Source organism: Amycolatopsis thailandensis (genome assembly GCF_002234405.1).
Classification (GTDB): Bacteria; Actinomycetota; Actinomycetes; order Mycobacteriales; family Pseudonocardiaceae; genus Amycolatopsis; species Amycolatopsis thailandensis.
The window spans coordinates 1-24,558 of sequence record NZ_NMQT01000142.1 but is presented as its reverse complement, the minus strand read 5'-3'; the positions used below and the strand labels follow the sequence as shown (position 1 = coordinate 24,558).

23 protein-coding genes and 1 pseudogene are annotated in these 24,558 nt (G+C 68.8%); 8 read left to right on the top strand and 16 right to left on the bottom strand.

Annotated elements, in window-relative coordinates; translation table 11 throughout:
• Nucleotides 1–63 precede the first annotated feature (63 nt).
• Genes CFP71_RS35995 through CFP71_RS35985 form a run of 3 tightly spaced genes read right to left on the bottom strand, consistent with a single transcriptional unit; the run spans nucleotide 64 to nucleotide 1,927 of the window.
• Nucleotides 64–495: a CBS domain-containing protein gene (locus tag CFP71_RS35995; RefSeq protein WP_005164644.1), complete on the bottom strand. Its 432-nt coding sequence runs from the start codon at nucleotides 493–495 to the stop codon at nucleotides 64–66.
• 47 nt (nucleotides 496–542) lie between these two features.
• Nucleotides 543–1,025 (bottom strand): hypothetical protein, encoded by a 483-nt coding sequence (locus tag CFP71_RS35990; protein WP_093938408.1) that lies wholly within the window; start codon nucleotides 1,023–1,025, stop codon nucleotides 543–545.
• Nucleotides 1,022–1,927 (bottom strand): neutral zinc metallopeptidase, encoded by a 906-nt coding sequence (locus CFP71_RS35985; protein ID WP_093938407.1) that lies wholly within the window; start codon nucleotides 1,925–1,927, stop codon nucleotides 1,022–1,024. The genes CFP71_RS35990 and CFP71_RS35985 overlap by 4 nt, the downstream gene beginning before the upstream one ends.
• Before the next feature lie 117 nt (nucleotides 1,928–2,044).
• On the opposite strand from CFP71_RS35985, the gene CFP71_RS35980 reads away from it, so the two are divergent.
• The gene (locus CFP71_RS35980; protein ID WP_093938406.1) at nucleotides 2,045–4,051 is read left to right on the top strand and encodes a prolyl oligopeptidase family serine peptidase; all 2,007 of its coding nucleotides are present in this window, start codon (nucleotides 2,045–2,047) and stop codon (nucleotides 4,049–4,051) included.
• Nucleotides 4,052–4,122: 71 nt separating this feature from the next.
• Here CFP71_RS35980 and CFP71_RS35975 read toward each other — a convergent pair whose 3' ends face one another.
• Together CFP71_RS35975 and CFP71_RS35970 are read right to left on the bottom strand one after the other, a co-directional pair.
• Complete coding sequence (locus CFP71_RS35975; RefSeq protein WP_093938405.1) at nucleotides 4,123–4,437, bottom strand: DMT family transporter; 315 nt, start codon at nucleotides 4,435–4,437, stop codon at nucleotides 4,123–4,125.
• A complete protein-coding gene (locus tag CFP71_RS35970) occupies nucleotides 4,437–5,093 on the bottom strand; it encodes an FMN-dependent NADH-azoreductase (protein WP_093938404.1) in 657 nt (218 codons plus the stop codon). The genes CFP71_RS35975 and CFP71_RS35970 overlap by 1 nt, the downstream gene beginning before the upstream one ends.
• 93 nt (nucleotides 5,094–5,186) lie before the next feature.
• Here CFP71_RS35970 and CFP71_RS35965 point away from each other — a divergent pair, with 93 nt between their 5' ends.
• Nucleotides 5,187–5,774 carry a TetR/AcrR family transcriptional regulator gene (locus CFP71_RS35965; protein WP_093938403.1) on the top strand — a complete coding sequence of 196 codons (588 nt, stop codon included), beginning with the start codon at nucleotides 5,187–5,189 and terminating at the stop codon, nucleotides 5,772–5,774.
• On the opposite strand, the gene CFP71_RS35960 is transcribed toward CFP71_RS35965, so the two are convergent.
• Nucleotides 5,775–6,173: an SRPBCC family protein gene (locus CFP71_RS35960; protein WP_093938402.1), complete on the bottom strand. Its 399-nt coding sequence runs from the start codon at nucleotides 6,171–6,173 to the stop codon at nucleotides 5,775–5,777.
• 55 nt (nucleotides 6,174–6,228) lie between these two features.
• Between CFP71_RS35960 and CFP71_RS35955 the strand changes: the two genes are divergently transcribed.
• Genes CFP71_RS35955 through CFP71_RS35945 form a run of 3 tightly spaced genes read left to right on the top strand, consistent with a single transcriptional unit; the run spans nucleotide 6,229 to nucleotide 8,292 of the window.
• Nucleotides 6,229–6,828, top strand: a complete 600-nt coding sequence (locus CFP71_RS35955; protein WP_093938401.1) for a CGNR zinc finger domain-containing protein — start codon at nucleotides 6,229–6,231, stop codon at nucleotides 6,826–6,828.
• Between the two features lie 18 nt (nucleotides 6,829–6,846).
• Nucleotides 6,847–7,896: a DUF2293 domain-containing protein gene (locus CFP71_RS35950; RefSeq protein WP_093938400.1), complete on the top strand. Its 1,050-nt coding sequence runs from the start codon at nucleotides 6,847–6,849 to the stop codon at nucleotides 7,894–7,896.
• Nucleotides 7,897–7,935: 39 nt separating this feature from the next.
• Nucleotides 7,936–8,292 carry a DoxX family protein gene (locus tag CFP71_RS35945; RefSeq protein ID WP_093938399.1) on the top strand — a complete coding sequence of 119 codons (357 nt, stop codon included), beginning with the start codon at nucleotides 7,936–7,938 and terminating at the stop codon, nucleotides 8,290–8,292.
• On the opposite strand, the gene CFP71_RS35940 is transcribed toward CFP71_RS35945, so the two are convergent.
• Nucleotides 8,280–8,942 carry a hypothetical protein gene (locus CFP71_RS35940; RefSeq protein ID WP_093938398.1) on the bottom strand — a complete coding sequence of 221 codons (663 nt, stop codon included), beginning with the start codon at nucleotides 8,940–8,942 and terminating at the stop codon, nucleotides 8,280–8,282. The genes CFP71_RS35945 and CFP71_RS35940 overlap by 13 nt on opposite strands.
• Complete coding sequence (locus CFP71_RS35935) at nucleotides 8,932–9,930, bottom strand: outer membrane protein assembly factor BamB family protein (RefSeq protein WP_093938397.1); 999 nt, start codon at nucleotides 9,928–9,930, stop codon at nucleotides 8,932–8,934. Before CFP71_RS35935 ends, CFP71_RS35940 begins: the two co-directional genes overlap by 11 nt.
• Before the next feature lie 98 nt (nucleotides 9,931–10,028).
• Here CFP71_RS35935 and CFP71_RS45555 point away from each other — a divergent pair.
• Nucleotides 10,029–10,324, top strand: a pseudogene (locus tag CFP71_RS45555) (DUF1330 domain-containing protein).
• Between the two features lie 39 nt (nucleotides 10,325–10,363).
• Here the strand turns inward: CFP71_RS45555 and CFP71_RS45200 are convergent.
• The 3 genes from CFP71_RS45200 to CFP71_RS45195 all read right to left on the bottom strand — a co-directional run bounded on the left by CFP71_RS45200 (nucleotide 10,364) and on the right by CFP71_RS45195 (nucleotide 16,862).
• Complete coding sequence (locus CFP71_RS45200; protein ID WP_093938396.1) at nucleotides 10,364–15,544, bottom strand: adenosylcobalamin-dependent ribonucleoside-diphosphate reductase; 5,181 nt, start codon at nucleotides 15,542–15,544, stop codon at nucleotides 10,364–10,366.
• A 33-nt stretch (nucleotides 15,545–15,577) separates the two neighbouring features.
• Complete coding sequence (gene nrdR / locus CFP71_RS35920) at nucleotides 15,578–16,066, bottom strand: transcriptional regulator NrdR (protein WP_037304189.1); 489 nt, start codon at nucleotides 16,064–16,066, stop codon at nucleotides 15,578–15,580.
• A 301-nt stretch (nucleotides 16,067–16,367) separates the two neighbouring features.
• A complete protein-coding gene (locus tag CFP71_RS45195) occupies nucleotides 16,368–16,862 on the bottom strand; it encodes a LysM peptidoglycan-binding domain-containing protein (protein WP_244199961.1) in 495 nt (164 codons plus the stop codon).
• Nucleotides 16,863–17,182: 320 nt separating this feature from the next.
• On the opposite strand from CFP71_RS45195, the gene lexA reads away from it, so the two are divergent.
• A complete protein-coding gene (gene lexA, locus CFP71_RS35910; RefSeq protein ID WP_037343289.1) occupies nucleotides 17,183–17,899 on the top strand; it encodes a transcriptional repressor LexA in 717 nt (238 codons plus the stop codon).
• Nucleotides 17,900–17,982: 83 nt separating this feature from the next.
• On the opposite strand, the gene CFP71_RS35905 is transcribed toward lexA, so the two are convergent.
• The 3 genes from CFP71_RS35905 to CFP71_RS35895 all read right to left on the bottom strand — a co-directional run bounded on the left by CFP71_RS35905 (nucleotide 17,983) and on the right by CFP71_RS35895 (nucleotide 21,366).
• Nucleotides 17,983–18,996, bottom strand: a complete 1,014-nt coding sequence (locus tag CFP71_RS35905; RefSeq protein ID WP_093938394.1) for an SdiA-regulated/phytase-like domain-containing protein — start codon at nucleotides 18,994–18,996, stop codon at nucleotides 17,983–17,985.
• 395 nt (nucleotides 18,997–19,391) lie between these two features.
• Complete coding sequence (gene hflX, locus CFP71_RS35900; RefSeq protein WP_093938393.1) at nucleotides 19,392–20,825, bottom strand: GTPase HflX; 1,434 nt, start codon at nucleotides 20,823–20,825, stop codon at nucleotides 19,392–19,394.
• A gap of 43 nt (nucleotides 20,826–20,868) precedes the next feature.
• Nucleotides 20,869–21,366, bottom strand: coding sequence for an ArsR/SmtB family transcription factor (locus CFP71_RS35895; protein WP_093938392.1), 498 nt, complete (start codon nucleotides 21,364–21,366; stop codon nucleotides 20,869–20,871).
• Between the two features lie 63 nt (nucleotides 21,367–21,429).
• Between CFP71_RS35895 and CFP71_RS35890 the strand changes: the two genes are divergently transcribed.
• A complete protein-coding gene (locus tag CFP71_RS35890) occupies nucleotides 21,430–22,674 on the top strand; it encodes an MFS transporter (protein ID WP_093938410.1) in 1,245 nt (414 codons plus the stop codon).
• Here the strand turns inward: CFP71_RS35890 and dapF are convergent.
• Together dapF and miaA are read right to left on the bottom strand one after the other, a co-directional pair.
• The gene (gene dapF / locus CFP71_RS35885; RefSeq protein ID WP_093938391.1) at nucleotides 22,671–23,504 is read right to left on the bottom strand and encodes a diaminopimelate epimerase; all 834 of its coding nucleotides are present in this window, start codon (nucleotides 23,502–23,504) and stop codon (nucleotides 22,671–22,673) included. The genes CFP71_RS35890 and dapF overlap by 4 nt on opposite strands.
• A gap of 10 nt (nucleotides 23,505–23,514) precedes the next feature.
• Nucleotides 23,515–24,417, bottom strand: a complete 903-nt coding sequence (miaA, locus tag CFP71_RS35880) for a tRNA (adenosine(37)-N6)-dimethylallyltransferase MiaA (protein WP_208636111.1) — start codon at nucleotides 24,415–24,417, stop codon at nucleotides 23,515–23,517.
• Nucleotides 24,418–24,558: the final 141 nt, after the last annotated feature.

Below are 24,558 nucleotides of genomic sequence, written 5' to 3'. Positions count from 1 at the left end.
AAGGGGCCTTTCATAGCAAAATTTGCTATGAAAGGCCCCTTCATTGCACTTGAGCGAGGTGGATCAGCCCTGCGAGATGTACGCCTCCAGCTGTTCCTGGCTCTTCTCCAGCTGTTCCATCCGCGTCTTCACGACGTCGCCGATGCTGACGATCCCCGCGAGCCTGCCGTCCACCAGGACCGGGACGTGCCGGATCCGGCGTTCGGTCATCAGGACCGACAGCTGGTCGACCGAGTCCTCGGGGGTGCAGCTGGCGACCAGTTTCGTCATGATCGCGGCCACCGATCCGTCGAGCAGCTGGGGCCCGCGCTCGTTGAGCCGGCGCACCACGTCCCGTTCGGAGACGATCCCGACGATCCCGCCCTCGTCGTCGACGACCACCAGGGCCCCGACGTTGTGCTCCGCGAGTCTCTCGAGCAGTTCGGTTACGTTCGTCTCCGGCGAGACGGTCGCGACGGCCGCCCCCTTGTTCCGCAACAGATCGGAAATCCGCATACGCGCTCCTCCCGGATGGGTGACCTGAGTCACTCCAGGTTATGGCCTCACCGGCCCGCGCGAAAGTCCGGAGAGTCCGTTTCGATACCCAGCCGGGTGGCGAGCGCGCGATACGCCTCGATGATCCCCAGGCCGTAAGGGTCGTCACCCAGCGCGCCCAGGGTCTCCCGACCGAGCTCCAAGTGGGTCTTCGCGGCCTCGTGATCACCCAGTTTGCGGTAATCCTCCGCGAGGTTCAGGTGCAGCGACGGATAGAACCCGCGCACGGCCAGGGTCGCGTGATACTCCTGGGCGCGTTCGTCGGTGAGCGAATCGGCCGCCGCGAGCGCGCGAAGGTCCCAGGAGAGTTCGTCGGCCGGGTCGTCGCAGACGTCGGCCATGTAGTGCGCGAGCGCGCACCGGTGCAGCGGGTCGCCGTCCTCGCCGATCCGCTCCCACAGCGCCGCGAACTTCTCGCGCGCGCCCGCCCGGTCACCGGAGATGTGCAGCTGGAGGCCGGTGTTGATCTCGGCCATCACGTCGTCGGTCATTTGACATCCGTAGCAGGCGCGGCCCAGGTGTTGCACGCCGACGTCGTCTTGCCGGAGAACCCGGCCTTCGCCCATTTCAGCTGGTTACGGCGGCTGCCGTGGGTGTCGCTGTCGTCGGCGCGGCCGTAGTCGGCGAGCGCCGCGTCGGCCAGCGACCTGCTGATCGAACCGCGGCCGGCGGCGGCCGCGAGGGCGAGCGCGCCGAAGCAGTTCGCCTGGAGTTCGATGCGGCGGACCAGTTCCTTGTCCGCCGGGGAGTCCTCGTCCGGCGACGACATCTTCTCCGCGGCCGCCGACAGGATCCCGCTGGAGCGCTGGACGTGGTGCCCGTATTCGTGGGCCATCGTCGCGAGGTGCCGGGACCGTTCGAGGCCCGCGTCGCCCAGCATCCACTGGGTCGGCGCGTAGATCGTGGTGTCCCCGCCGCAGTAGTAGGCGACGGCCTCGTTCTCGCTCGGGGCCTTCCCGCAGGCGCTGGTCTCGGGCAGCGTCACCTGCACGGTCGCCGTCAGGTTGGGCTCGTTCGCCTGGTCCAGCGCGGGTTTCCAGGCTTCGGCGAGACAGGAGGCGAAGGTCTTGTAGTACGTCTCCAGCTTCGCGGGGTCACGGCTGATCGCCGGCAGGCGGCAGGTGACCGCGCCGAGGGCGATCCCTTCGGCCAGCAGTGGGTTCGTCTCCAGTTCCCGCACCTCCTTGGGCGCGGGCCGCGCTGTCCCGGCCGGGGCCTTGGCCCCTTCCGAGGTGAACGCGCCGGACACCGGGAGTGCCTGGCCGTCGATCTTCCGGGGTCCGCCCGCCATCGCCATCCCGGTGGTGGTCAAGGCCGCGACGATGAGCAGGCCGATCACCGCGGCGCCCGTGTTACGGGGGCTTTCGGGACGGGGCGGCGATGGCGCGGTCATGATGTCCCCCAAACGTGCGAGCCATCAGCATACGGAGCGGGGCCGGGCCAGGCGAAGACACGCGCCGAAACGGGCACCTGGTGGCGCAGGGACGGATGCCCCGGAGAGACTGTCGGCATGAGTGACGAGGACCCGTACCTGTGGTTGGAAGACGTGACCGGCGAGGAAGCGCTGGATTGGGTGCGAGCCCGCAACGACGAGGCCCTGGCGGAACTGTCCACCGGTGACCGGTTCGCCGGGATCCGCGACGAGGTCCGCGAGGTCCTCGACGCCGACGACCGGATCCCGTACGTCCGGCGCCGCGGCGAATACCTGTACAACTTCTGGCAGGACTCGGCCCATCCCCGCGGTCTGTGGCGCCGCACCACCCTCGAGCAGTACCGGCTCGACACGCCGGAGTGGGAGCTCCTGCTCGACGTCGACGCGCTGGCCGAGGCCGACGGCGAGAACTGGGTGTGGCAGGGCGCGGCCGTCCTCCGTCCGGGTTATCACCGCGCGCTGGTGGAACTGTCGCGCGGCGGTGCCGACGCGACCGTGGTCCGCGAGTACGACCTCGACGAGCGCCGTTTCGTCGAGGACGGGTTCTTCGTCCCCGAGGCCAAGACCCGGATCGGCTGGATCGACCGCGACCACGTCTACATCGGCACCGACTTCGGCACCGGGACGCTGACCAGTTCGGGCTATCCGAGGCTGGCGAAGGAATGGCGGCGCGGCACCCCGCTCGAAGAGGCGACGGTGGTCTTCGAGGGCAAGCCGGACGACGTTTCGGTGTCCGCCCACCACGACCCGACCGAGGGCTGGGAGCGCGACTTCGTCTACCGGTCGATCGACTTCTACCGCACGGAGCGGTACCTCCGGACGCCCGGCGGGCTGGAGCGGATCCAGGTCCCCGAAGACGCGCAGACGTCCTCGCACCGTGAATGGCTGCTGATCCGGCTTCGTTCGGCATGGACCGTCGAAGGCACGACGTATCCCGCCGGCACCCTGCTCGCCTCCGGCTTCGACGCGTTCATGGCGGGCGAGCGCGCCTTCACGACCGTCTTCACGCCGGACGCGCACACGTCCCTGGAGTACTGGGTGTGGACGCACAACCACCTGCTGCTCTCGACGCTGTCCGACGTCCGGACCGAGCTGCGCGTGCTCACGCCGTCCGACGGCTGGTCCTCCCAGCCGCTCGCCGGCGCCCCGGACCTGGGCACGGCGCAGATCACCGGCACCGACCCCGACGTCAGCGACGAGTACCTGCTCGACTCCAGCGGCTACACCCAGCCGTCGACGCTGAAGTACGGGCACGTCGGCGGCGACGTCGAAGTCCTCAAGCGCGCTCCGTCGTTCTTCGACAGCGAAGGCATGACGGTCTCGCAGTACTTCGCGACGTCCGAAGACGGGACGAAGATCCCGTACTTCGTCGTACGTCCCTCCGGCGCCGAAGACGGGCCGACGCTCCTGACCGGGTACGGCGGCTTCGAAGTCTCGCTGACCCCCGGCTACAGCGGCGTGATCGGCCGTGGCTGGCTCTCGCGCGGCGGCACCTACGTCGTCGCGAACATCCGCGGCGGCGGGGAATACGGGCCGGACTGGCACACCTCGGTGACCAAAGCCAAGCGCTACAAGGTCTACGAGGACTTTTCGGCCGTCGCCGCCGACCTCGCCGAGCGCGGCATCAGCGAGCCGTCCCGCCTCGGCATCCAGGGCGGCAGCAACGGCGGGCTGCTGATGGGCGTCATGCTCACGCGCTATCCGCACCTGTTCGGCGCCATCGTCAGCCAGGTGCCGCTGCTGGACATGAAGCGCTACCACAAGCTCCTCGCGGGAGCGTCGTGGATGGCCGAGTACGGCGACCCCGACGACCCGGCGGAATGGGACTTCATCGGGAAGTACTCGCCGTATCAGAACGTCCGGAGCGGAGCCGGGTACCCGCCGGTCCTGTTCGTCACCTCCACCAGGGACGACCGGGTGCATCCCGCGCACGCGCGCAAGATGGTCGCGCGGATGCTGGAGCAGGGCCACGACGTCCGCTACCACGAAAACATCGAGGGCGGGCACGGCGCGGCGGCCGACAACGAGCAGCTGGCGTTCAAATGGGCGCTGATGCTGGAATTCCTGTGGGAGAAGCTCGCCTGACGACGACGTGTCATGAAGGGTCCCCATAGGACACTTTTCGTCCCATGGGGACCCTTCATGACACCTGAGCCTCACTCCGCCACCTTCGCCAGCACCACCCCTCCCACGATGAGCGCCAGCGCGGCGAACCGCCCGAAACTGAGCGGGTCCTTGTGGATCACGATGCCGAACACGATCGCGCCCACCGCGCCGATGCCGGTGAACACGGCGTACGCGGTCCCCACCGGGAGCGTGTCCATCGCCTTCGACAGCAGGTAGACCGCCGCGACACCGAGCACGAAGCACAGCACGGTCGGCCAGAGCCGGGTGAAGTTCTCCGTCGGCTTGATGCTCTGCGACCAGGCGACCTCGACGACTCCGGCCAGCAGCAGGATTCCCCAGCCCATCAGGATTCCCTTCCGTTCGCGGCCAGCTTTTCGGCCGTCAGGAGCGCTTGGTCCCGCGACGCGATCCGATCGGGGTCGCGCGGGCTCAGCCGCGGGTCGACGAGGGCGTTCGTGAGTTCGGAATGCAGGAAAGTGACGTCGCGGACGTCGTAGTGCCCGGCGAAGAAGTCGCGCAGGTAGCGCTCGTGATGGTCGACCGGCTCCCGGGGCGTGCCCGGCAGGTAGGTGCCGCCACGCGCGCCCGCGACCACGAAAGCCTTGCCCGGCAAGGACATCTTCGGGAACGTCACCTGGTCGATCCACAGTTTGAGCGTCGCGGGGATCGAGAAGTTGTACATCGGCGCCCCGATCAGGACGACGTCGGCGGCGAGCAGTTCGGCCAGCAGCGGCTCGATGACCGCCCAGGCCTCACGCTGCTCCGGCGTCTTCACCACCGAGGCGTACCCGGCCGGATCGGTGATGCCTTCGGTGAGGAGGGCGTCGCAGATCTCGGTCCAGGCCTGGCCGATCGGCGGCACCGGAGCGGCCGCGACGTCGCGATAGGTGTACTCCGCACCGGGGTGCGCGGCACGCCAGACCTCGGCGAAGCGAGCGCTCAGCTCGCGGGAGAACGACGCACTGCGGGCGCTGGAGTCGAGGTGGAGAAGGTGGCTCATCGGGGCCTCCCGGACCAGGAAGTGGACACGGCGTCCACTTGCTTCGCCGGGTACAAGTGGACGCCGCGTCCGGATATTCCCTAGGCTGCGAACATGCCGACGGAAGATCTGCTCGGAGGCGGCCCGGGGCGGGAACGCTCGGACGCCGCCCGTAACCGCGCGAAGATCCTGAAGGCCGCCGAGGAGCTCTTCGCCGCACGTCCGGCCGCGGACGTCACCATGGAGGACATCGCCCAAGCCGCCGGAGTCGGCCGCGCCACGCTGTACCGGCGCTACCCGGACCGCTCGGCGATCGCCGTCGCCCTGCTGGACGAACACGAGCGGGAACTTCAGGAGCGACTGCTCACCGGCCCTCCCCCGCTGGGCCCCGGCGCGCCGCCCGCCGAGCGGCTGGCCGCGTTCTACGCGGCGATGATCGACCTGCTCGCGCGGCACGCGCATCTCGTCCTCGGCACCGAGGTCGGGCATTCGCGGTTCACCACCGGCGCGTACCGGCTCTGGCGCACCCATGTCCGGCTCCTCGCCGGGCAGGCGGGGGCGAAGGATCCGGACGCGCTCGCCGACATCCTGCTGGCGCCGCTCGCCCCGGAGGTGTTCCTCCATCAGACGGGCGAGCTCGGCCTGAGCGCCGAGCGGATCACCGACGCGCTGAGCGAGCAGGCGCGGCGAGCGCTGTCCTGATCAGCCGGCGAGACCGTCGACGACGACCTTCATCACGGCCTGCCAGTGCTCCCGCTGCGCGGCCCGCTCTTCCGGGCCGGCGAGCCGCTCCTGATGGAAGACCACCGTCGTCTTGCCCGGCCCGGCGGGGCGGAGTCCCACCTGGACCGTGCTCTCGTGGTCCCAGTCCCTCGGCCGCCAGGTGAGACGGATCTTCTCGCGTTCGCGGTAGCCGCGGACCTCGCCCACGGTGCCCTCGGCCGTCTCGTACGGCGCGCCCTTTTCCGGCTCCAAGCGCACGTCACCCAGCCAGGCCGCCAGGCCCGGACCCGAGAGATAGTCCCAAACCCGCTCCAGCGGATAGGCCACCGTCTTGGAGACGCCGATCTCCCAGCCCGCGTCCTTCGTCTTCCCGATCATCACGCCTCCGCCGTAACCGTCTTACCTGGTTTCCGAAACCGACTATAGTGGTTACATGACTCCGGGAACAAGACTGCTCGTCAACGCCCAGGGTGAGCGGTACCGGTTCGATCCGGGCAGCCTCAGCCTCGAACTGATGCTGACCGGCGGACCCGGCCCGTACGAGCGCTACGAGATCGCGCACACGCCGTCCGACCTCGCCGAGTGGTTCACCGGCTCCCGGCTGGGGCTGACCGCTCCCCTGACCGACGTCCGGATCCGGCCCGCCGAACTCACCGCGCTCAAGGAGCTCCGGGACACCCTCTACCGCGTGGCGCCCGCCCTCGCCCGCGGCGAAGCGCCGTCGGACGACGACCTCGCCTTGCTGAACAGCGCGACCGAGGCGACCCCCAGGCCGCTCGTGGACCCGCAGACCCGGAAACTCGCCTGGGCGCCGCCCGTCACCGGCAAGCAGCTCCTCGGCGCCGTCGCCCGCGATGCCATCGGCCTCGTCGCGGGCGAACGGTCCGGCCGCGTCCGCGAATGTTCGGCGGACGACTGCCATCTGCTGTTCTTCGACACCTCGCGCTCGGGCAACCGCCGCTGGTGCTCGATGGAGCGCTGCGGCAACCGCGCCAAGATCCGGGCCTACCGCGCACGCGCCGAAACCGCCTGATCGCTAGGATTCCCGGCGATGCAAGGTGAGGCGAAACTCGAACAGCGCGTCGTCGAGACGGCGGAGAAGCTGCTGTCCAAGCGAAAAGCGGTGACCGCGCTCGACGTCCTGACCGGGATCGGCTGGCTGACGGACAACGTCGTCGACGCCTGGCACCGCGGCCGGGTCCCCGTGCTGACGGCGGCGCTGTCGGTGCCCCCGGAGAAGCTGACCTTCGCCCTGAACGCGCTTCAACGCTGGGCGAAGGGAAAAGCCCTCGAAAGCACGGAGATCGAGCACGTCGGGGCGACCCGCGACCGGACGCCGCTGAAAGCCGCGTCGGGCGAGCTGGCCGGTCTCGAACCCCTGTTCCGGACGCAGTGGATCATGCCGGGGCTGTCCGAGGCCAAACGGGCGCAAGTCGTCGCCCGGCAGAAGAAGGCGCCGGATCTCATCGTCTCCGTGGCGCTGAAAGACTGGCTTTGCGCCGACTGCGGTGGCACTGGCGACCTGCTGTTCTTCGAGAACGAAAAGTCGTACTGCCTCGACTGCGCCGACCTCGGCCACCTGGTCTTCTTGCCCTCGGGCGACACCGCCCTGACCCGCCGGGCGAAGAAGGCGAGCCGGCTCTCCGCCGTCGTCATCCGGTTCAACCGCTCACGGAAACGCAGTGAGCGGCAAGGACTTCTGGTCGAGGACGCGGCGCTGCGCAGCGCCGAGGAACAGTGCCTCGCCGACGAAGACGTCCGGGAACGCCGCCGCGGCCGTGATCGCGAGCGGCGCGCGCGGGAGGACGTCGAGTTCACCGCCCGGTTCTTCGCCGCGATCACCGCGATGTTCCCCGGCTGCCCGCCGGAGCGGGCGCGGGCCATCGCCGAACACGCGGGCCTGCGCGGCAGCGGCCGGGTGGGCCGCTCCGCCGCCGGACGGGAACTGGCCGAACGGGCGGTTTTCCTCGCCGTCGTCGCCTCGATCCGGCACCTGGACACCGACTACGACGATCTCCTCATGGCGGGTGTCGAGCGGCAGGCCGCGCGCGACCGGATCCATCCCGCCATCGAAGCCGTGCTCGACCGCTGGCGTTCCTGACCGCTGTCACGTTCCGGGCGCGGGCTTCGTCCGGGAAGCATGAATTCCGCCTATCTCACCGTGGCCATCGTGACGATCGTGCTCAACGCCGGGATCGCCGCCGCCGACTTCGCGCGGGTCCCGTTCGTGCTCAAGAACTCCGGCGAAGTCGACGTGCCGCCGTCCTGGATCCCGCCGCTGGCCTCGCTGAAGGCGGCGGGCGCGGCCGGACTGCTGCTCGGCCTTCTCGGGGTGCCGTTCGTCGGGACCGCGGCGGCCGCCGGGCTCGTGCTGTTCTACGTCGGCGCCGTCATCACCCATGTGCGCGCCCGCGTCCTCTACAACATCGCCTTCCCCGGCGCTTTCCTCGCGCTGGCCGTCGCGACCTTCGTCCTTGACCTAGCTCAAGCCAGGTAAGGACCGAAATGCCCGGCGACGACGTCCGCGACCGCTTCGGCGTCCCGCGAGCCGTCGACCTCCAGCACCCGGACGCCGAGCCTTTTCGCGACGCGGACGGCGTCTTCGGCGACGAGCCGGTCTCGCTCGATCCGGTTGCGCTGCGCCCGCTCGGGGTCGCTGACCCGGTGCACCACCGCCGCGGCGCGGGGCAGCACGCGGAGCTGGTGCTCGCGGAAGTCGTCGGTGGGCACCATGACGATCATCCGCCGCGGCGAATCCAGGAGCGGAGCGACGAGCTCCGGGCGAAGTCCCCAGCCTTCGGCGAGGATGGGGCGCCCGGAGACCAGCGCGCGCAGATCGTCCAGAGCCCACTCGAAGCGTGCCGGGAACCCGGCGATCGTGTCGGCCGCCATCCGCTCGGGCGTGGTGTCCACCCAGACGGTGTCCGGGTCGGGGTCCGCGGTGGGCAAACCGTTGCCGACGCGATGGGCGACGCGACGGTCCTGGTGAGCGCGCGCGTCGTGGAAGTCGTAGTGGTAGACGGTGATCCCGTGGCGACGCGCCAGCAGCCGCGACACGGTGGACTTTCCCGCCCACTGGCCGCCGCAGATCCACAGCGCCTGGGCGAGGGTGCCGAAGGGATCGACGATTCCGCCGTCAGTGGTCATCGAGGACTCCATTCCCCATCGCGAGCAACGTTCCTTTCGTGAGCAGGACCAGTCTCGACGGCGCCTGACCACGAAGGTCCCTGATCCGCTGCGTGATCCGGACACGCTCCCGCACAGCGCCTTCGTGGTCGATCCGGAACAGCGTCCCGCCCTCGTCGGCGATCGCGAACCCGCCGTCGACGGGCGCGACCGAGGGCACGAATCGCCGGTCGTGGTCGATCCTCCATCGCACGGTCCCGTCCGACTCGTCGACCGCTGTGCAGCCACCCCGCAGATGGGCCAGCCACAGCAGGCCGCCGCACCGTTCGACCGCCCTGGGGATGAGATCGTGCTCGGCACGGAACAGAGTCTCGGCTTTCCTTTCGGACGAACGGATCCGGACGACCGAGCGATCACCGCACCGCATGAGGACGCCGCCCGAGCCGTCCGGGACGAAGGCGGACCCGGCGTCGGGTCCGAGGAGCGGCCCTGGGAAGGACCACTCGGCCAGCTCCCGGCCGTCAGCCCGGTCGATCAAGCGCACGGATTCGCCACCCGGTTCCCCGACCAGGAACCCGGCAGCGGTGGCGACCGGAAGTGCCGTGCGGCGGCGATCCTTCGCCCGCCAACGCAGATCACCGGTGCGGAGGTCCACTGCGGACAGTGGCGTGTAGCCGCGCCATCCGCCCACGAGTACCAGGCCTTCGTGCGCCACGACGTGACCGGCGAAAGCCCCCGGCTCCCTCTGCCAGACGTCTTCCCCGGTTCCGACGTCCAGGCAGAGAAGTCTGCGGACGTTCTGGGGGATCACCAGGCAGAACCGGTCTTCGATCACGAGGTTCCGTGGCCACGTCCCGACCGGGACATCCCAGCGCACCGAACCGTCGGCCGGATCGAGAGCGACCACTCTCGTGCTCCGCTCGTGCACCACCAGATGATGCGCGGTGGCCGCCAGCGCGCACGGCGAACCGGCTTGACGCAGCGGCCGTTCCCAGCGGACGTCGAACACGAGACCAGTTCAGCAGCCGCCTGGCCGCCGCGCAATCGAGTTCGCCGAGCCGGCCAGTTACCTAAACTACGAGCCTCGATTCCGACACTGGAGGTTCCATGCCCAAGGGCTACTGGGTCAGCGTCTACCCCACCATCACTGCCCCTGAGGGACTGGATGTCTACAACGAACTGGCCGGTCAGGCCGTCAAGGCCGCGGCGGGCGGGTGCTCGCGCGCGGCGGCGGCAGGGTCGTCGCACACGAAGCCGGAATCGCCGAGCGCGTCGTCCTGATCGAGTTCGACAGCTTCGAACAGGCGACCGCCGCATACGAGAGCGCGGCCTACCAAAAGGCGCTGGCCGCACTCCCCGACGGCTTCGAGCGCGACTTCCGCATCATCGAGGGAATCGGCTGACCGAGGGGAGCCCGTCTCGACGGCGGGCTCCCCTAGTTCTCAGCTACAGCCGGAGGTCGCTCCGCACCCTTCACAGGCGTAGCACGAACCGGCGGGCCGCATCTTGGTGCCGCACGTCATGCAGAGCGGCGCGTCGGAAGCGGTGCCGAGGTTCAGTTCCACCAGTTCCGCCGTCGAATGCGCCACCCTGGCGGGAGCCGCGGGCGATGAGTCCACTGTGGACCGAAGGGCGTCGATGTCGACGTTCTCCGGTTCCGCGGCGGGAGTGGTGCCGTAGTTCGCCTCGACCTGCGCCGAGCGCTCGTCGGCGGTGAAGATGCCGAGCTGCGAGCGCTTTTCGTACGGCAGGTAGTCCAGCGCCAGCCTGCGGAACAGGTAGTCCATGACGCTGGTGGCGATCCGGATGTCCGGGTCGTCGGTCATGCCGGCGGGCTCGAAGCGCAGGTTGGAGAACTTCGAAACGTAGAACTCCAGCGGGATCCCGTGTTGCAGACCGACCGAGATCGACATCGAGAACGCGTCCATCACGCCGGACAGCGTCGAACCCTGCTTGCCGAGCTTCACGAAGATCTCGCCGAGCCCGTCGTCCGGATAGGACCCGGCGTGCAGGTAACCCTCGGCGCCGCCGACGGTGAACGACACCGTCTGGCTCGGGCGCTTCTTCGGCAGGCGCTTGCGGACCGGCCGGTACTCGACGACCTTTTCGGCCTCGGGCTCGGCCTTCTCCTTCTTGCCGGTGGACAGCGGCTGGCCGACCTTGCAGTTGTCGCGGTAGATCGCGAGCGCCTTGAGGCCGTACTTCCAGCCCTGGAAGTAGATCTCCTCGACCTCTTCGACGGTCGCCGACTCGGGCATGTTGACCGTCTTGGAGATCGCGCCGGACAGGAACGGCTGCACCGCGGCCGTCATCCGGACGTGCCCCATCGGCGCGATGGACCGCTCCCCCACCGCGCAGTCGAACACCTCGTAGTGCTCCTCGCGCAGACCGGGGGCGTCGACGACGTGGCCGTGCTGGGCGATGTACTCGACGATCGCTTCGACCTGCTCGGTCTGGTAACCGAGCGCGGCCAGTGCGCGCGGGATGGTCTGGTTGACGATCTGCATCGACCCGCCGCCGACCAGCTTCTTGAACTTGACCAGCGAGAAGTCCGGCTCGATGCCGGTCGTGTCGCAGTCCATCATGAACCCGATGGTGTTATGACTGACGAAACCATTGGCGACGTAGGTGACATTGTCCGGCACCGACAGGTCATAGGTGGGCTGAACGCCACCGTCCTCATTGGATTTGACGGCCTCGAAGAGATAATCGAGCGCCCGGCCCAGCCGAGGGTCGAAAGTCTCGGAGTAGATCCGGCGCGCCAACATCCGCGCCACTCCGCCAGTCCTCCGCAACGACTGCACGACCGCATCGCGGTACTCGTGTCCGGAGGGCACGAGCTCGTCCCACACGGACCGCGGAAGACGCACCCGATCTCCCTTGGCAGACCCGTCCGGCTCCAGGCATACCATCGACCGCGCCTTGCGCTCACCGATGAAACCGACGATCTCGTCGAAGGTCATGGCGTGGTCGACGTTGCGCAACCGGATCTGCAGAACCTGCCCGCCGAACCCGCTGGTCGTCCGGCGGGTCGTCGTCACCAGGCCCAGAGCCAGCAGCATGGTCCGGAGATCCTCACCAAAGAGCTCCGAGGAGGTCGAGACACTCGGCACTCCTTCGAGCACGGTGCCGTCGGCCTCGAAAACTCCGCGAAGGAACGCTGCGTAGACCTCGGGGTCGTTGGTCTCCCGGATACTCGCGGGAACCCTGGGAGTCCAGCCTTTACCAGTGTGGTCGGAACCAGGAAGTTCCTTCGCGAACCCAGCCGCCTTCCACCACCGGGCGAGCCGGACGGACTGGAGGGTTACCTCCTGATAGCCCTGACGCTCATGGACCACGGGTTCGAGGCCGAAAAGGGCCTTGCTCAAGATCCGCAAGCGTTCGGCGACATCGAGATCGGTTTCGGCCACGCAGAGCCGGATGCCCTTAGCGTGCAGGCTACCGTCGCCTTCGAAGTACCCCACCAGTTCCGCGAGGTCGGCGGTGACCTCGTCCGGCACCCGGATGTCACGGTCGCCCGCGTAGTAGGCCTGGTCGAGCACAGGAAGCGGAACCCGGCGGGGGGCACCGACCAAACCACCCAGCTGCAGGGGCACCAGGTCACCGGACCGGATGTCGGCGAGTCGCTTCCAGACCCAGGCCCCGGTCTCCGGTTCCACCACCTTGACCCGATGGGCGAGGGTCCCCTGGATCCGATATCCGCCCTTGGTCTCGATCCGGCGAGTGGGCTCCTCACCGTTGACGAAGAACTTCGCGGCTCGGCGCGGGCCTTCGTCGGTCGCGACCGTGAATCCGACATCCTGCCAGCGGTCCCCGTACAACTCACCGAGTTCGGAAAGCCGGGCCAGTCCGCGGTCGGTGGTGACCAGGGTGTCCGCGGTGAGGCATCCGGTGGGCGCGAGCACCGAGGCCTGCGCGTTGCGCCAGCCGCTGGTCTCGCCCAGTTCGATGCCGCGCTTCCACTCCTGGGTCGCGAGGGCGCGTACCGAGGCGTCGTTCGAGTGGTACGTCCGCACGAGGTCGTTGGCGGCGGCGTGCTTGCGCATCACCCGCTGGTGCGCCTCGGCGTTGCGCGCGTAACCCTCGTACGGGCCGACGGCCGCGGCGAGCTCGGCCGAGCGCCGGTACGAGACGCCGGTCATCAGCGACGTGATCGCCGCGGCGAGCGCGCGGCCGCCGTCGGAGTCGTAGGCGTGCCCGAGCGCCATCAGCAGCGCGCCGAGGTTCGCGTACCCGATGCCCAGCTGGCGGAACTTGCGGGTGGTGTCGCCGATCGCCTCGGTCGGGAAGTCGGCGAAGCAGATCGAGATGTCCATCGCGGTGATGACCAGCTCGACGGCCTTCGCGAACAGCGGCGCGTCGAAACCGCCGTCCTCGGTGGCGAACTTGAGCAGGTTCAGCGAAGCGAGGTTGCAACTGGAGTTGTCCAGGTGCATGTACTCCGAGCACGGGTTGGACGCGGTGATCCGGCCCGATTCGGGGCAGGTGTGCCAGTCGTTGATCGTGTCGTCGTACTGCAGACCCGGATCCGCGCACTCCCAGGCGGCCTGCGAGATGGTGCGGAACAGTTTCTTGGCGTCGACCCGGTCGAGGACCTCGCCGGTCATCCGCGACCGCAGCCCGAAGTCGCCCTCGCTCTCGACCGCGCGCATGAACTCGTCGGAGACACGGACCGAGTTGTTCGCGTTCTGGTACTGGACGGAGGTGATGTCCGAACCGGAGAGGTCCATGTCGAACCCGGCGTCACGGAGGACCTTGATCTTCTCCTCTTCGCGGGCCTTGGTCTGCACGAACTCCTCGACATCCGGGTGATCGACGTCGAGGACGACCATCTTCGCCGCGCGCCGGGTGGCACCGCCGGATTTGATGGTGCCCGCGGAGGCGTCGGCGCCGCGCATGAAGGAGACCGGACCGGACGCGGTGCCTCCGGAGGACAGCAGCTCACGCGAGGAACGGATGCGGGAGAGGTTCAAGCCTGCCCCGGAGCCGCCCTTGAAGATCAGGCCTTCCTCGCGGTACCAGTTGAGGATCGACTCCATGGTGTCGTCGACCGCGAGGATGAAGCAGTTGTGGACCCGGAGATTGCCGGACAGGTACTCCCCGGACTCGGTCTGGATGTCGTAAACGGGCATCTCGCCGCGGCTTTCGATGGCGGCGATCTGCAGGCGTTTGGTGTCGAGCGCGGGACGTCCCGGCTTCTCGAACGACGCTTCGAGCTTCGCGGCCTTGACCGGGTCCAGGAAACCGATGGCGTCGGCGAAGATCCGGCGGTCACCCGCGTTCTGGATCCGGATTCCCCACAGATCGTGCCGGTTGTCCCGCTTCTCCGCCTTGCGACCGACCCGCGCGAAGATGCCGAACCTGGACAGAAGGTGCTGGATCCCGCGGATCAGGTCTTCGCTGATCATGTCGAGCCCGACCAGCGTCGACCGCTCACGTTCGGATACGTAGCCTTCGGCCTGGAAGATGCTGCGGAGATAGGCAGCCACCACGGGCAGCGGCGCGGTGTTCAAGTCCTCGGGGACCGTCATGTCGAGGCCGCGAGCACGCAAGCCCCAGTCGCTCACGAAGGCTTCCAGCCCGGCCCCGTAAAGACGAGTGCGACGGCAGTCCAGCGTCGGGTCCTGTGTCTCGACTTTCCGCTCATGCCGGTGGACATCGGGGAAGACCTTGTCGAGAGCGCGCTGCACCCACGCAAGTTCGGCGTCGGTGACCGTCATGGCCTCGATCGTCAGCGAGCGATTGGTCCCCTCGTACTGGCCTACGAAGCCACCCGATTGCAACCAGCCCGCGAGGGCGGCCTCGGCCACGTCCCGCTCGTTGATCTCCGTCTCGCCGAAGGCATCGCGCCGGTGCCATTCGAGGGTGTCCCCGACCCGGAGTTCCCCTGCGGGTACGAAGGAACCGCCGCTCCCTGTCGAACGCCAGACGAGGTGATCGGCTGTCACATCGAGACGGTGACCGGATTTCGTCGTGAGGCGGAGGACCTCTTTGACCCCGTTCGCTTTGGTGGCGATCACCTTGGTGAGGCCGTGCGCGTCGTAGACCTTCGCGCCTACCGCGTTCAGCTCGACGATGCGCCCGATGGGCACCGCGCCGGCGGGAGTGTTGACCAGGGCGTCGTACGGCTGGCAGGCCGAGACTTGTTGCTTCGACGTCGTGCCGACGTTGAACCACACCGGGGAGTTGAAGCTGAACACCTGGTGCAGCAGCATCCAGGTCAGCTCGTGCTCGAAGACCTCGGCGTCGGCGGGGCTGGCGAAATAGCCGTGCTCACGGCCCGCGTTGACGTAGGAGTGGACGACGCGGTCGATCAGCTGCTTGAGGCTCTGCTCGCGCTGGGGTGAGCCGACGGCGCCGCGGAAGTACTTGCTGGTGACGATGTTCGTCGCGTTGACCGACCAGAAGTCGGGGAATTCGACCCCGCGCTGCTCGAAGTTGACCGTGCCGTCGCGCCAGTTCGTCATCACGACGTCCCGGCTCTCCCAGGTGACCTCGTCGTACGGGTGGACGCCTTCGGTGGTGAAGACGCGCCGGACGGCGAGCCCACCCGCATGCTGTTGCTTCTTCTTCCCACTCGTCCGCGTTGTGGCCGGGTTGCCTGTTCCCACGGTCTCGGTCATGGGTCTTCCCTCACTCCCACGCGGGAGGCGGCATCAGCCGTCTTTCGCGTCTTGATCGCTCTCGTCCGGTGCGGCAGCCATGGCCTCACGAAGGTCCGAGATCTCCTTCTCGAAGTCCTCGACCGAGGAGAAGGAGCGGTAGACACTGGCGAACCGGAGATACGCGACGCCGTCGAGTTCGCGCAGGGGGCCCAGGATCGCCAGGCCGACCTCGTGACTCGGGATCTCCGCCAGTCCCGCCGACCGGATCGACTCCTCGACCCGCTGCGCGAGCTGCTGCAGCGCGTCGTCGTCGACCGGCCTGCCCTGACAGGCGCGGCGCACCCCCCGGACCACCTTGTCCCGGCTGAACTGCTCGGTGACCCCGGACCGTTTGACGACGGCGAGCACCATCGTCTCCGAAGTGGTGAAGCGCCGGCCGCAAGCGGCGCACGAGCGCCTCCGCCGGATCGCCTGACCCTCATCCACCTCTCGGGAGTCGACGACCCGAGAGTCCGCATGCCGGCAGAACGGGCACCTCATCCGCCGATCACCTTCCCCTCCGCGCCGGCCGGTCCCGAATGGACGCCCGTCCCCGTCGCCACGCAACGACGGAAAAGATCGACATGTGGATCGATCTGTGGACATCCGGTGGGTGAACACCGGCCAGCTGTGGACAACTGGTACCGAGTCTACCCCAAGCTATGGACCAACTACAGCCATGTAACTACTACATATAGCGGTGGAGACTAGATCGCAGGTGAGACGCGCGCAAGCGCGACGACCGGTCCGATCAGACACGAAAGGGGAGCTCACCCACGGCGGGTGAGAGCGGCCTCCGGCATCACCTCCCACCCTCCGCGACCCCTGTCGCGACCGGGACCGTGAGCGGCAGTCCGGGCACGAGAACGGCGTCTTCCAGGGAATTGAGTTCCTTGATCTTGTCGACGACCGCGCCGGTGTCACTGCCTGGCGCGAATCGAGCCGCGAGATCCGCGAGGGTCTCCCCCTCGGAAACGGACACCGTCGTGGTCTGTTCGGGCACCGCGGCGCCCGGGACACCGGTCAGGAACAGACCCAATCCGGTGACGACACCGGCGACGAGCAAGGCCATCCCGACGAGGGACGGCCACCGGAGCGGGAGCCGCCGGGGCGCCGGGCATGCCGGGGAGGAGGTCGCCACACCGGGACGACGGCCCGCCACGACCCGCGCCCTGGTCGGCGGGCGCAAGGGCTCGGCATGCCTGCCCCGCACCACTCGCACGGGCCGGGTGACCCCTGCCGGAACGGGCCCGGGGGAACTGGGTCGCACCAGTCCTCGATCGGCCAGAATCGACATCGGAACCTCCTCGCAACTCCTGCTGCACTCGGCGCCGGGCCGGAACCCGGCGATCAAGATCGAACACGCGTTCTATCGAACGCCCGTGCGAATGTGTACCACCTCCCACCGACAAAAATCGAGCGACACGGCGTGTCCATCGAACAGATGTTTGAAATCGTCGCCCCGGCGGGCTAACGTCGTTGACCAGGGCGTCTGCTGCGCGGACGCCGCCGGTGCCGTGGGCGGGGAAGATCGTCCGCCACCGGCGAAAACACGCGAAGTCGGTCCGGGGGAACCGGACGCACTGGGAGGCGACGCAGAGATGAAGGAGCGAGACGGTGGCTAAGGAGAGCAAGGCGGGGAACGCGCCTAGGGGCTCGGGCAAGGTGCGCGCCTTGCCCGAGGTCTACGAGGTGGACGAGACCCTGACCGTGCGTCAGCAGCAGGTTCTCGACGTGATCAAACTGTGGGTCAGCCGCTTCGGCTACCCGCCGAGTGTGCGTGAGATCGGCGAGGCGGTCGGGCTGACCTCGACCTCGTCGGTGTCGCACCAGTTGCAGGCCCTGCAGCGCAAGGGTTATCTGCGACGCGACCCGAACCGCCCGCGTGCGGTGGGGGTGCTCGCCACGACGGACGACAACCCGATGGGCATCGACGTCGAGCAGCCGCAGTCGGCCGCGAAGGCCGCGTACGTACCGCTCGTCGGCCGGATCGCCGCCGGTGGACCGGTGCTGGCGGAGCAGGCGATCGAAGACGTCTTCCCGCTGCCGAGGGAGATCGTCGGTGAAGGTGAGCTCTTCCTGCTCAGCGTCACCGGTGACTCGATGGTCGACGCCGCCATCACCGACGGCGACTGGGTCGTCGTGCGCCAGCAGCCGACCGCCGACCCCGGCGAGATCGTGGCGGCGATGATCGACGGCGAGGCGACGGTCAAGACCTTCAAGCGCAAGGACGGCCACATCTGGCTGATGCCGCACAACGAGGCGTACGAGCCCATTCCGGGTGACGACGCCACGATCCTCGGCAAGGTCGTCGCCGTTCTCCGCAGGCTGTAGTCCGGAGCCGCCCTGGTCCAAAAGCCGGAGCGCGCCGGGATCCCGGGTCGTCCAAGACCCGGGTCAGACTCGGCAAGCTTCGGTCAGGCGCGTCGTTTGCGGAGCTTGCCGACCAGCAGCAGGCCGCCGATCACGACGATCGCGGCGATACCGACCTGTACGTAAGGGAAATCGGATCCCTGGCCCGTGCCACCGGCCGCGGACGTCCCGCCCGACGTGCTGCCTTCGGCTTTCGCCGCGTCCACGGCGAGTGCCGCCGCGCCCTTCACCGCGCGGATCTGCTCTCCGACGCCCTCCCCGCCGGACAGCAGGGTCCCGTCCGGTTCGAAGGCGATCGCCTCTCCCTGCTTTTCGTTCGGCAGAGGCACCCGCACGGGCTCGCGCTGCAACGCGCTCTTCAGATCTCCGTCGGTGACGGCGTAGAGATAGGCGTCGGTATAGGTCCTCAGCGCGACCACGGAACTGTCGGCCATCGACGCCGCACCGGTCACCGTCATCGACCCGATCGACCCGACGGGCCCACCCGGCGTCGAGGTCTCCTTGATCTGCAAGGAACCCACGTTCTCCAGCGGAGTCGGGCCGGGGCTGGCGAGCGGCCCCGTCGGCCGGTACACCTTCGAGTCGCCGAACATGTCCTTGGTGATCAGGTACGGCGTGCCCGACCGATCCATGATCAGCGCCTCGACGTCGTGCTGCCCATCGGGATAGGTGAGCCGGTGGATCTTCGCTTCGCCCCGCGGAGTCAACGAGATCAGCGCGACGGTGTCCCGCCGTTTGCGGTTGTCGCCGGTGTCGGAGAGCCAGAAGGTGCCGTCGGCGGTGCGGGCGAGATCTTCGGGATCGTAAGGATCCGTGGAGGACGAGATGACCTTCTGGACCTTGCAGTCGCGGCCGAGCACGAAAACCTGTGTCTTGGTGCCGCCGTCGTTGAGCGCGTACAGGTGGTCGCCATCGGAGACCAAGCCGGAAAGTTCACTGAGCCGGGAGTCGCCGTTCTTGCACACCGGCTGCGGGGCCGGGACTTCCTGTGCCACGGCGGGAGTCGTCCCGCCGATGAACGCCACCAGCACGACCGCCGCCGCGATAAGCCCCCGCACATCCACCTCCGTAGTGTGGAACCCCTGAAGTCCCACACTACGGAGACGTCCGGGGCGGCGTGCAGTTCGGTGCGAACGCCGAGATGGAGCGGAATGTCGCGTAGGCCACTTCAGCCGCGAACGGCTCGTAAGCGATGAAGCGGAGACGTGATTCGCGTGATCGAACACCGAACTCGCGTGCTTGAAGGCGGAACTCGCGTGCTTGAGGGCGGAACTCGCGTGATCGAAGGCCGCACTCGGGTGTTCGGCGTCTGATCACGCGAGTTCCGCCTTCAAGCACGCGAGATCCGGCTCCAAGCACGCGAGTTCCGTGCCCAATCACGTGAGTTCGGCAAGAAACATGAAGGCCCCCTCCCCTGCGTCCAGCGCGAGGAAGGGGGCCTTCACGTACTTGCTTACAGAGCCGAGCCGTTCGTCTGGAAGTCGCTCAGCGCCGCGGCCAGCTCCGGCCTGCCGCGGACGACCAGGCGCGTACCGGTCTCGACGTGCTCCTCTTCCAGCACCTCGCCGTCGGCGTGGGCGCGGGAGACGAGTTCGCCTCGCGAGTACGGGATCAGCACCTCGACCACGACCTCCGGCCGCGGAAGCCGCTCCGCGATCACCTCGGCGAGCTCGGTGATCCCGGTGCCTGTCCGTGCCGAAACCTGCACCGAGCCGGCCATCTGGTGCCGCAACCGGACCAGCGAAACCTCGTCGGCGGCGTCGGCCTTGTTGATCACCAGCAGCTCCGGCGGGAGCGGCTCGGAACGGCGCTTCGTGATCTCGGCGAGCACTTCGCGCACCGCGTTGACCTGCTCTTCCGGCGTCGGGTCGGAACCGTCGACGACGTGGACGAGCAAGTCGGCGCTCGCCGCCTCCTCCAGCGTCGAACGGAACGCGTCCACCAGCTGGTGCGGCAGGTGCCGCACGAAACCGACGGTGTCGGTCAGCGTGTAGGTGCGGCCGTCGGGGGTCTGCGCCCGCCGGGTCGTCGGATCCAGCGTGGCGAACAGCGCGTCCTCGACGAGCACCCCGGCGCCGGTCAGCGCGTTGAGCAGGCTCGACTTGCCGGCGTTGGTGTAGCCGACGATCGCGACGCTCGGCACCTCGTTGGCCACCCGGCGACCGCGTTTGGTCTCGCGGATGGTGTCCATCGCGGCGATCTCGCGGCGCAGCTTCGACACGCGCTTGTTGATCCGCCGCCGGTCGGTTTCGAGCTTCGTCTCACCGGGGCCACGCAGACCCACACCACCGTTGGCGCCGCCCGCCCGGCCACCGGCCTGCCGGGACAGCGCCGCACCCCACCCGCGAAGCCGCGGGATCAGGTACTGCAGCTGAGCCAGCTCGACCTGGGCCTTGCCCTCCTTGGAGCGGGCGTGCTGCGCGAAGATGTCGAGGATCAGGGCGGTGCGGTCGATGACCTTCACCTTGACCTTCTCCTCCAGCTGGCGCAGCTGGCCGGGCGAGAGCTCACCGTCGCAGATCACCGTGTCGGCACCGGTGGCCGCCACGATCCCCCGCAATTCCTTGACCTTGCCCGAGCCGATGTAGGTGGCGGGATCCGGACGGATCCGCCGCTGCACCAGGCCTTCCAGCACCTCGGAGCCCGCCGTTTCGGCGAGCCGGGCGAGTTCGGCGAGCGAGGCCTCGGACTGGAGGGCGCTGCCCTCGGTCCACACACCGACCAGAACGACGCGCTCCAGGCGCAGCTGCCGGTATTCGACCTCGGTGACATCCGCGAGTTCGGTGGACAGGCCCGCTACCCGGCGGAGCGAGGCGCGGTCCTCGAGCTCCAGTTCGCCGGTCGAAGGGTCCATGTCGTTCAGATCGTTGTGTGTCAGTTCCGTCATCGTGCCTCCATGGTCCCACGTTTCGGCGGCGGGACCGAATTCATTACCTGCTGGGATACTTCGACAGGTAGATGGCCGTGCGTTTCGCGTCCGGGTCGACCGGCCGGCTCATGAAGTCGTCGACCAGCTCCATCAGCCGGGTTTCGAACTCGGTCACCTGCTCGTCCGGCACCTGGACGACCAGGCGCGTCTGCTGGACCTCGTCGAATCCCACGTCGGCGATTTCGGCCAGATAAGCCTCGAAAATCGCCTGATCGATCCCCCTGTCGCGGGAATCAAGATGCCACGACAACCCGGTCGAGCGATACGGAATTTCTTTCGCACCGCGCGTGCCGCGTCGGGACGGGAGCGCTTCGAGGAACCCCGTGTCGACGAGTTTGCGCACATGGTGCAGCGTCGTCGCCGGGTCACGATCGAGCCGTTCGGCGAGTTCCTTGTTGGTCAGCGCTTCGGAGTAGGTCAACCGGATGATGCGCAGCCTTATTCCGGACGCCATCGCGGCGATCTCGGCCTCGGTGGCGGCGCGTCGTGGAGTGGGCACCGCGACAGCCTAGAAGCCATAAGTGATTGACAGTTTCCAATCACTCACGCCAAGGTGGGCTTCGTGCGCAGAGACTCCCTCTTCTTCCACGCGGACTTCCGGCGGCTCTGGGCCGGCGACACCGCGAGCCAGGTGGGCGCGTTCGCGGGCCACACCGTGATTCCCCTGCTCGCGGCCACCGTGCTGGCCGCGACACCGTTCGAGATGGGACTGCTGACCGCGGCCGAGACCATCGCGTTCCTGATCATCGGGCTGCCCGCCGGGGTGTGGGTGGACCGGATGCGGCGGCGGACGCTGATGCTGCGGGCCGACTTCGTCCGCGCCGCGCTGCTGTTCACCATCCCGCTCGCCTGGTGGGCCGGAGTGCTGTCGCTGCCCCAGCTCCTGGTGGTGGCCACGCTCGTCGGCGTCGCGACGGTGTTCTTCGACGTCGCCTACCAGTCGTATCTGCCGAGCCTGGTCGGCCGTGAGCATCTCCTCGAAGGCAACGCGAAGCTCCAGGCCAGTCAATCCGTGGCGTTCCTGACCGGGCCCGGCGTCGGCGGCGGGCTGGTGCAGCTGGCGGGGGCGGCCAACGCCGTGCTGATGACCGGGGCGGGTTTCCTGACCTCCGCGTTGTGCCTGCTGCGGATCCGCACCGTCGAAGAGACTCCCGAGCGGAACGAAGGCGAGAGGCTGCTCCCCCAGATCGTCGAAGGGCTGCGGTTCGTGTTCACCGACGGGGCGCTGCGTTCGATCGTCGCCTGCACCGCGACGGCCAACCTGGCCAACGGCGCCTTCACCGCCATCCAGATCCTGTTCCTGAACCGCGAACTGGGTCTTTCACCGGCGGCCGTCGGCATCGTCCTGGCGACCGGCGGCGTGGGCGGGATCATCGGGGCGATCCTGGCCGGGCGCATCACCCGGCGGATCGGGCAGGCGCGGTCGATCTGGTTCGTCCCGCTGCTGACCTGGCCGTTCCAGCTGCTGCTCCCGCTCGCCGCGCCGGGCTGGCGGATCGTGCTGTTCCCCGCGGCGCTGGCGATCGCGGGGTTCGGGATCATCGTCTACAACGTCGCGCAGGTCTCGTACCGGCAGGCCGTCTGCCCGGACCGGCTGCTCGGCCGGATGAACGCCAGCGTGCGGTTCGTGGTGTGGGGGATGCTGCCGCTGGGCGGGCTGATCGGCGGCGTACTGGGTGAGATGATCGGGATCCGGGGGACGCTGTGGTTCGCCGCTGTCGGCGAGGCGGCGGCGGTGCTGTGGGTGGTCTTCTCGCCGATCCGGAAGCTTCGCGACCTTCCCCGCGAACCGATCGCCGTCGGCTAAGCGAGCCCCGCCCACCAGGCTTCGTCGAGTTCGCCGCGCGCGACGATCTCCGCCGGGCCGGTCAGCGTGGATCCGCCGCGGCGCACCTCGACCACCACACGACCACCGGGGATGTCCACGGTCGCTTCGCCGGTGTCGGTGCCCGCGAGGTGCAGGGCGGCCGCGACCGCGGCGACCGTGCCGGTGCCGCAGGAGCGCGTCTCGCCGACGCCGCGTTCGTGGACGCGCATCTTCAGCGCGTCCTCCCCCAGGAGGTTGATGAACTCGAGGTTCACCCCCTCCGGGAACACGTCCGCGTCGAAGTCCGGCTGGTCACGCAGGTCGAGCTCGTCGACGTCGTCCTCGACGACCGACACCAGGTGCGGGTTGCCGACGTTCACCGCGACACCGGAGAACGGCTTCCCGGCGACGACGGTGACCGAGGTGCCGGTGATCGTCGCCGGCCCCATCTGCACGGTCACCGAACCGTCCGCGTGCATCCGGACCGGCCGGTCGCCCGCGCGGGTGCCGATGACGAAGTCGCGCTCGGCCACGAGACCGGTGTCGACCAGGTAGCGGACGAAGACCCGGACGCCGTTGCCGCACATCTCCGCGATGGACCCGTCGGCGTTGCGGTAGTCCATGAACCAGTCGCCGGCCGAGCCCTCAGCCTCCGAGCCCAGCGCGGCCGACCGCACGACACGGAGCACACCGTCGGCGCCGAGACCACGCTGGCGGTCGCACAGCGCCGCCACCCGCGCCTCGGTCAGCTCGAGGCGGCCGTCGGGGTCGGGAAGCAGCACGAAATCGTTCTGTGTGCCGTGCCCCTTAAGGAATTCGATGCCGCCCATGGCATCCAGATTACTGGGCCGTCACCGCGAGGACGCGCTCGGCCAGCCGGTCCGAACCGCCGTCGAACCACTCGATCCGTTTGTCCCGCCGGAACCAGGACCGTTGCCTGCGCACGAACCTCCGGGTGGCCTGCGCGGTCGCCTCCGCGGCGGCCCGGAAGTCGCCGTCGCCGTCGAGTGCGGCGATCACCTGCTGGTAGCCCAGCGCCCTCGACGCGGTGAGCCCGTCACGGAGTCCCCGCCCCAGCAACGTCTCGACTTCGCCGACCAATCCGGCCTCGAACATGATCTCCACGCGACGGTCGACGCGGGCGTCGAGTTCCGCGGGTTCGCGGTCGACGCCGATCAGGACCGTGTCGTAGCGCGCGGGCCCCGGTTTCGGCAGGTTCGCCGAGAACGGCGCGCCGGTGATCTCGATGACCTCCAGCGCGCGCACGATCCGGCGGGTGTTGGTCGGCAGGATGGCGGTGGCGGCGATCGGGTCCAGCCCGGCGAGCCGCGTGTGCATCGCGGCGACGCCGATCTCGTCGGCTTCCGCGGTCAGCCGGGCGCGCACGGCGGGATCGGTGCCCGGGAACTTGAGGTCGTCGAGCACGGCTTGGACGTAGAGCCCCGACCCGCCGGTGAGGATCGGCACGCGACCGGCTTCGAGGAGCTCTTCGACGCGCTCGCGGGCGTCACGCTGGTATGCGGCGACGGACGCCGTCTCGGTGACGTCGAGGACGTCCAGCAGGTGATGCGGCACTCCCCGCCGCTCCTCGACGGTCGCCTTGGCCGTCCCGATGTCCATCCCGCGGTACAGCTGGAGCGCGTCGGCGTTGACCACCTCACCCCCGAGGGCGAGGGCGAGTTCGACGGCCAGCGCGGTCTTCCCGGTCGCCGTGGGCCCGACGACCGCGACCGGCCGGATCACGCCCGCTCCCAGACCGCGACGTGGTAGCCGACGCCGAACGGCGCGGCCGAGTAGAGGACTTCGGCGGCCCAGGCCCCGTCCGCGAGTGCCGCGAGGACCTGCCAGGGCGCGCGGCCGCCCGCCCCGAGTTCGGCGGCGAGG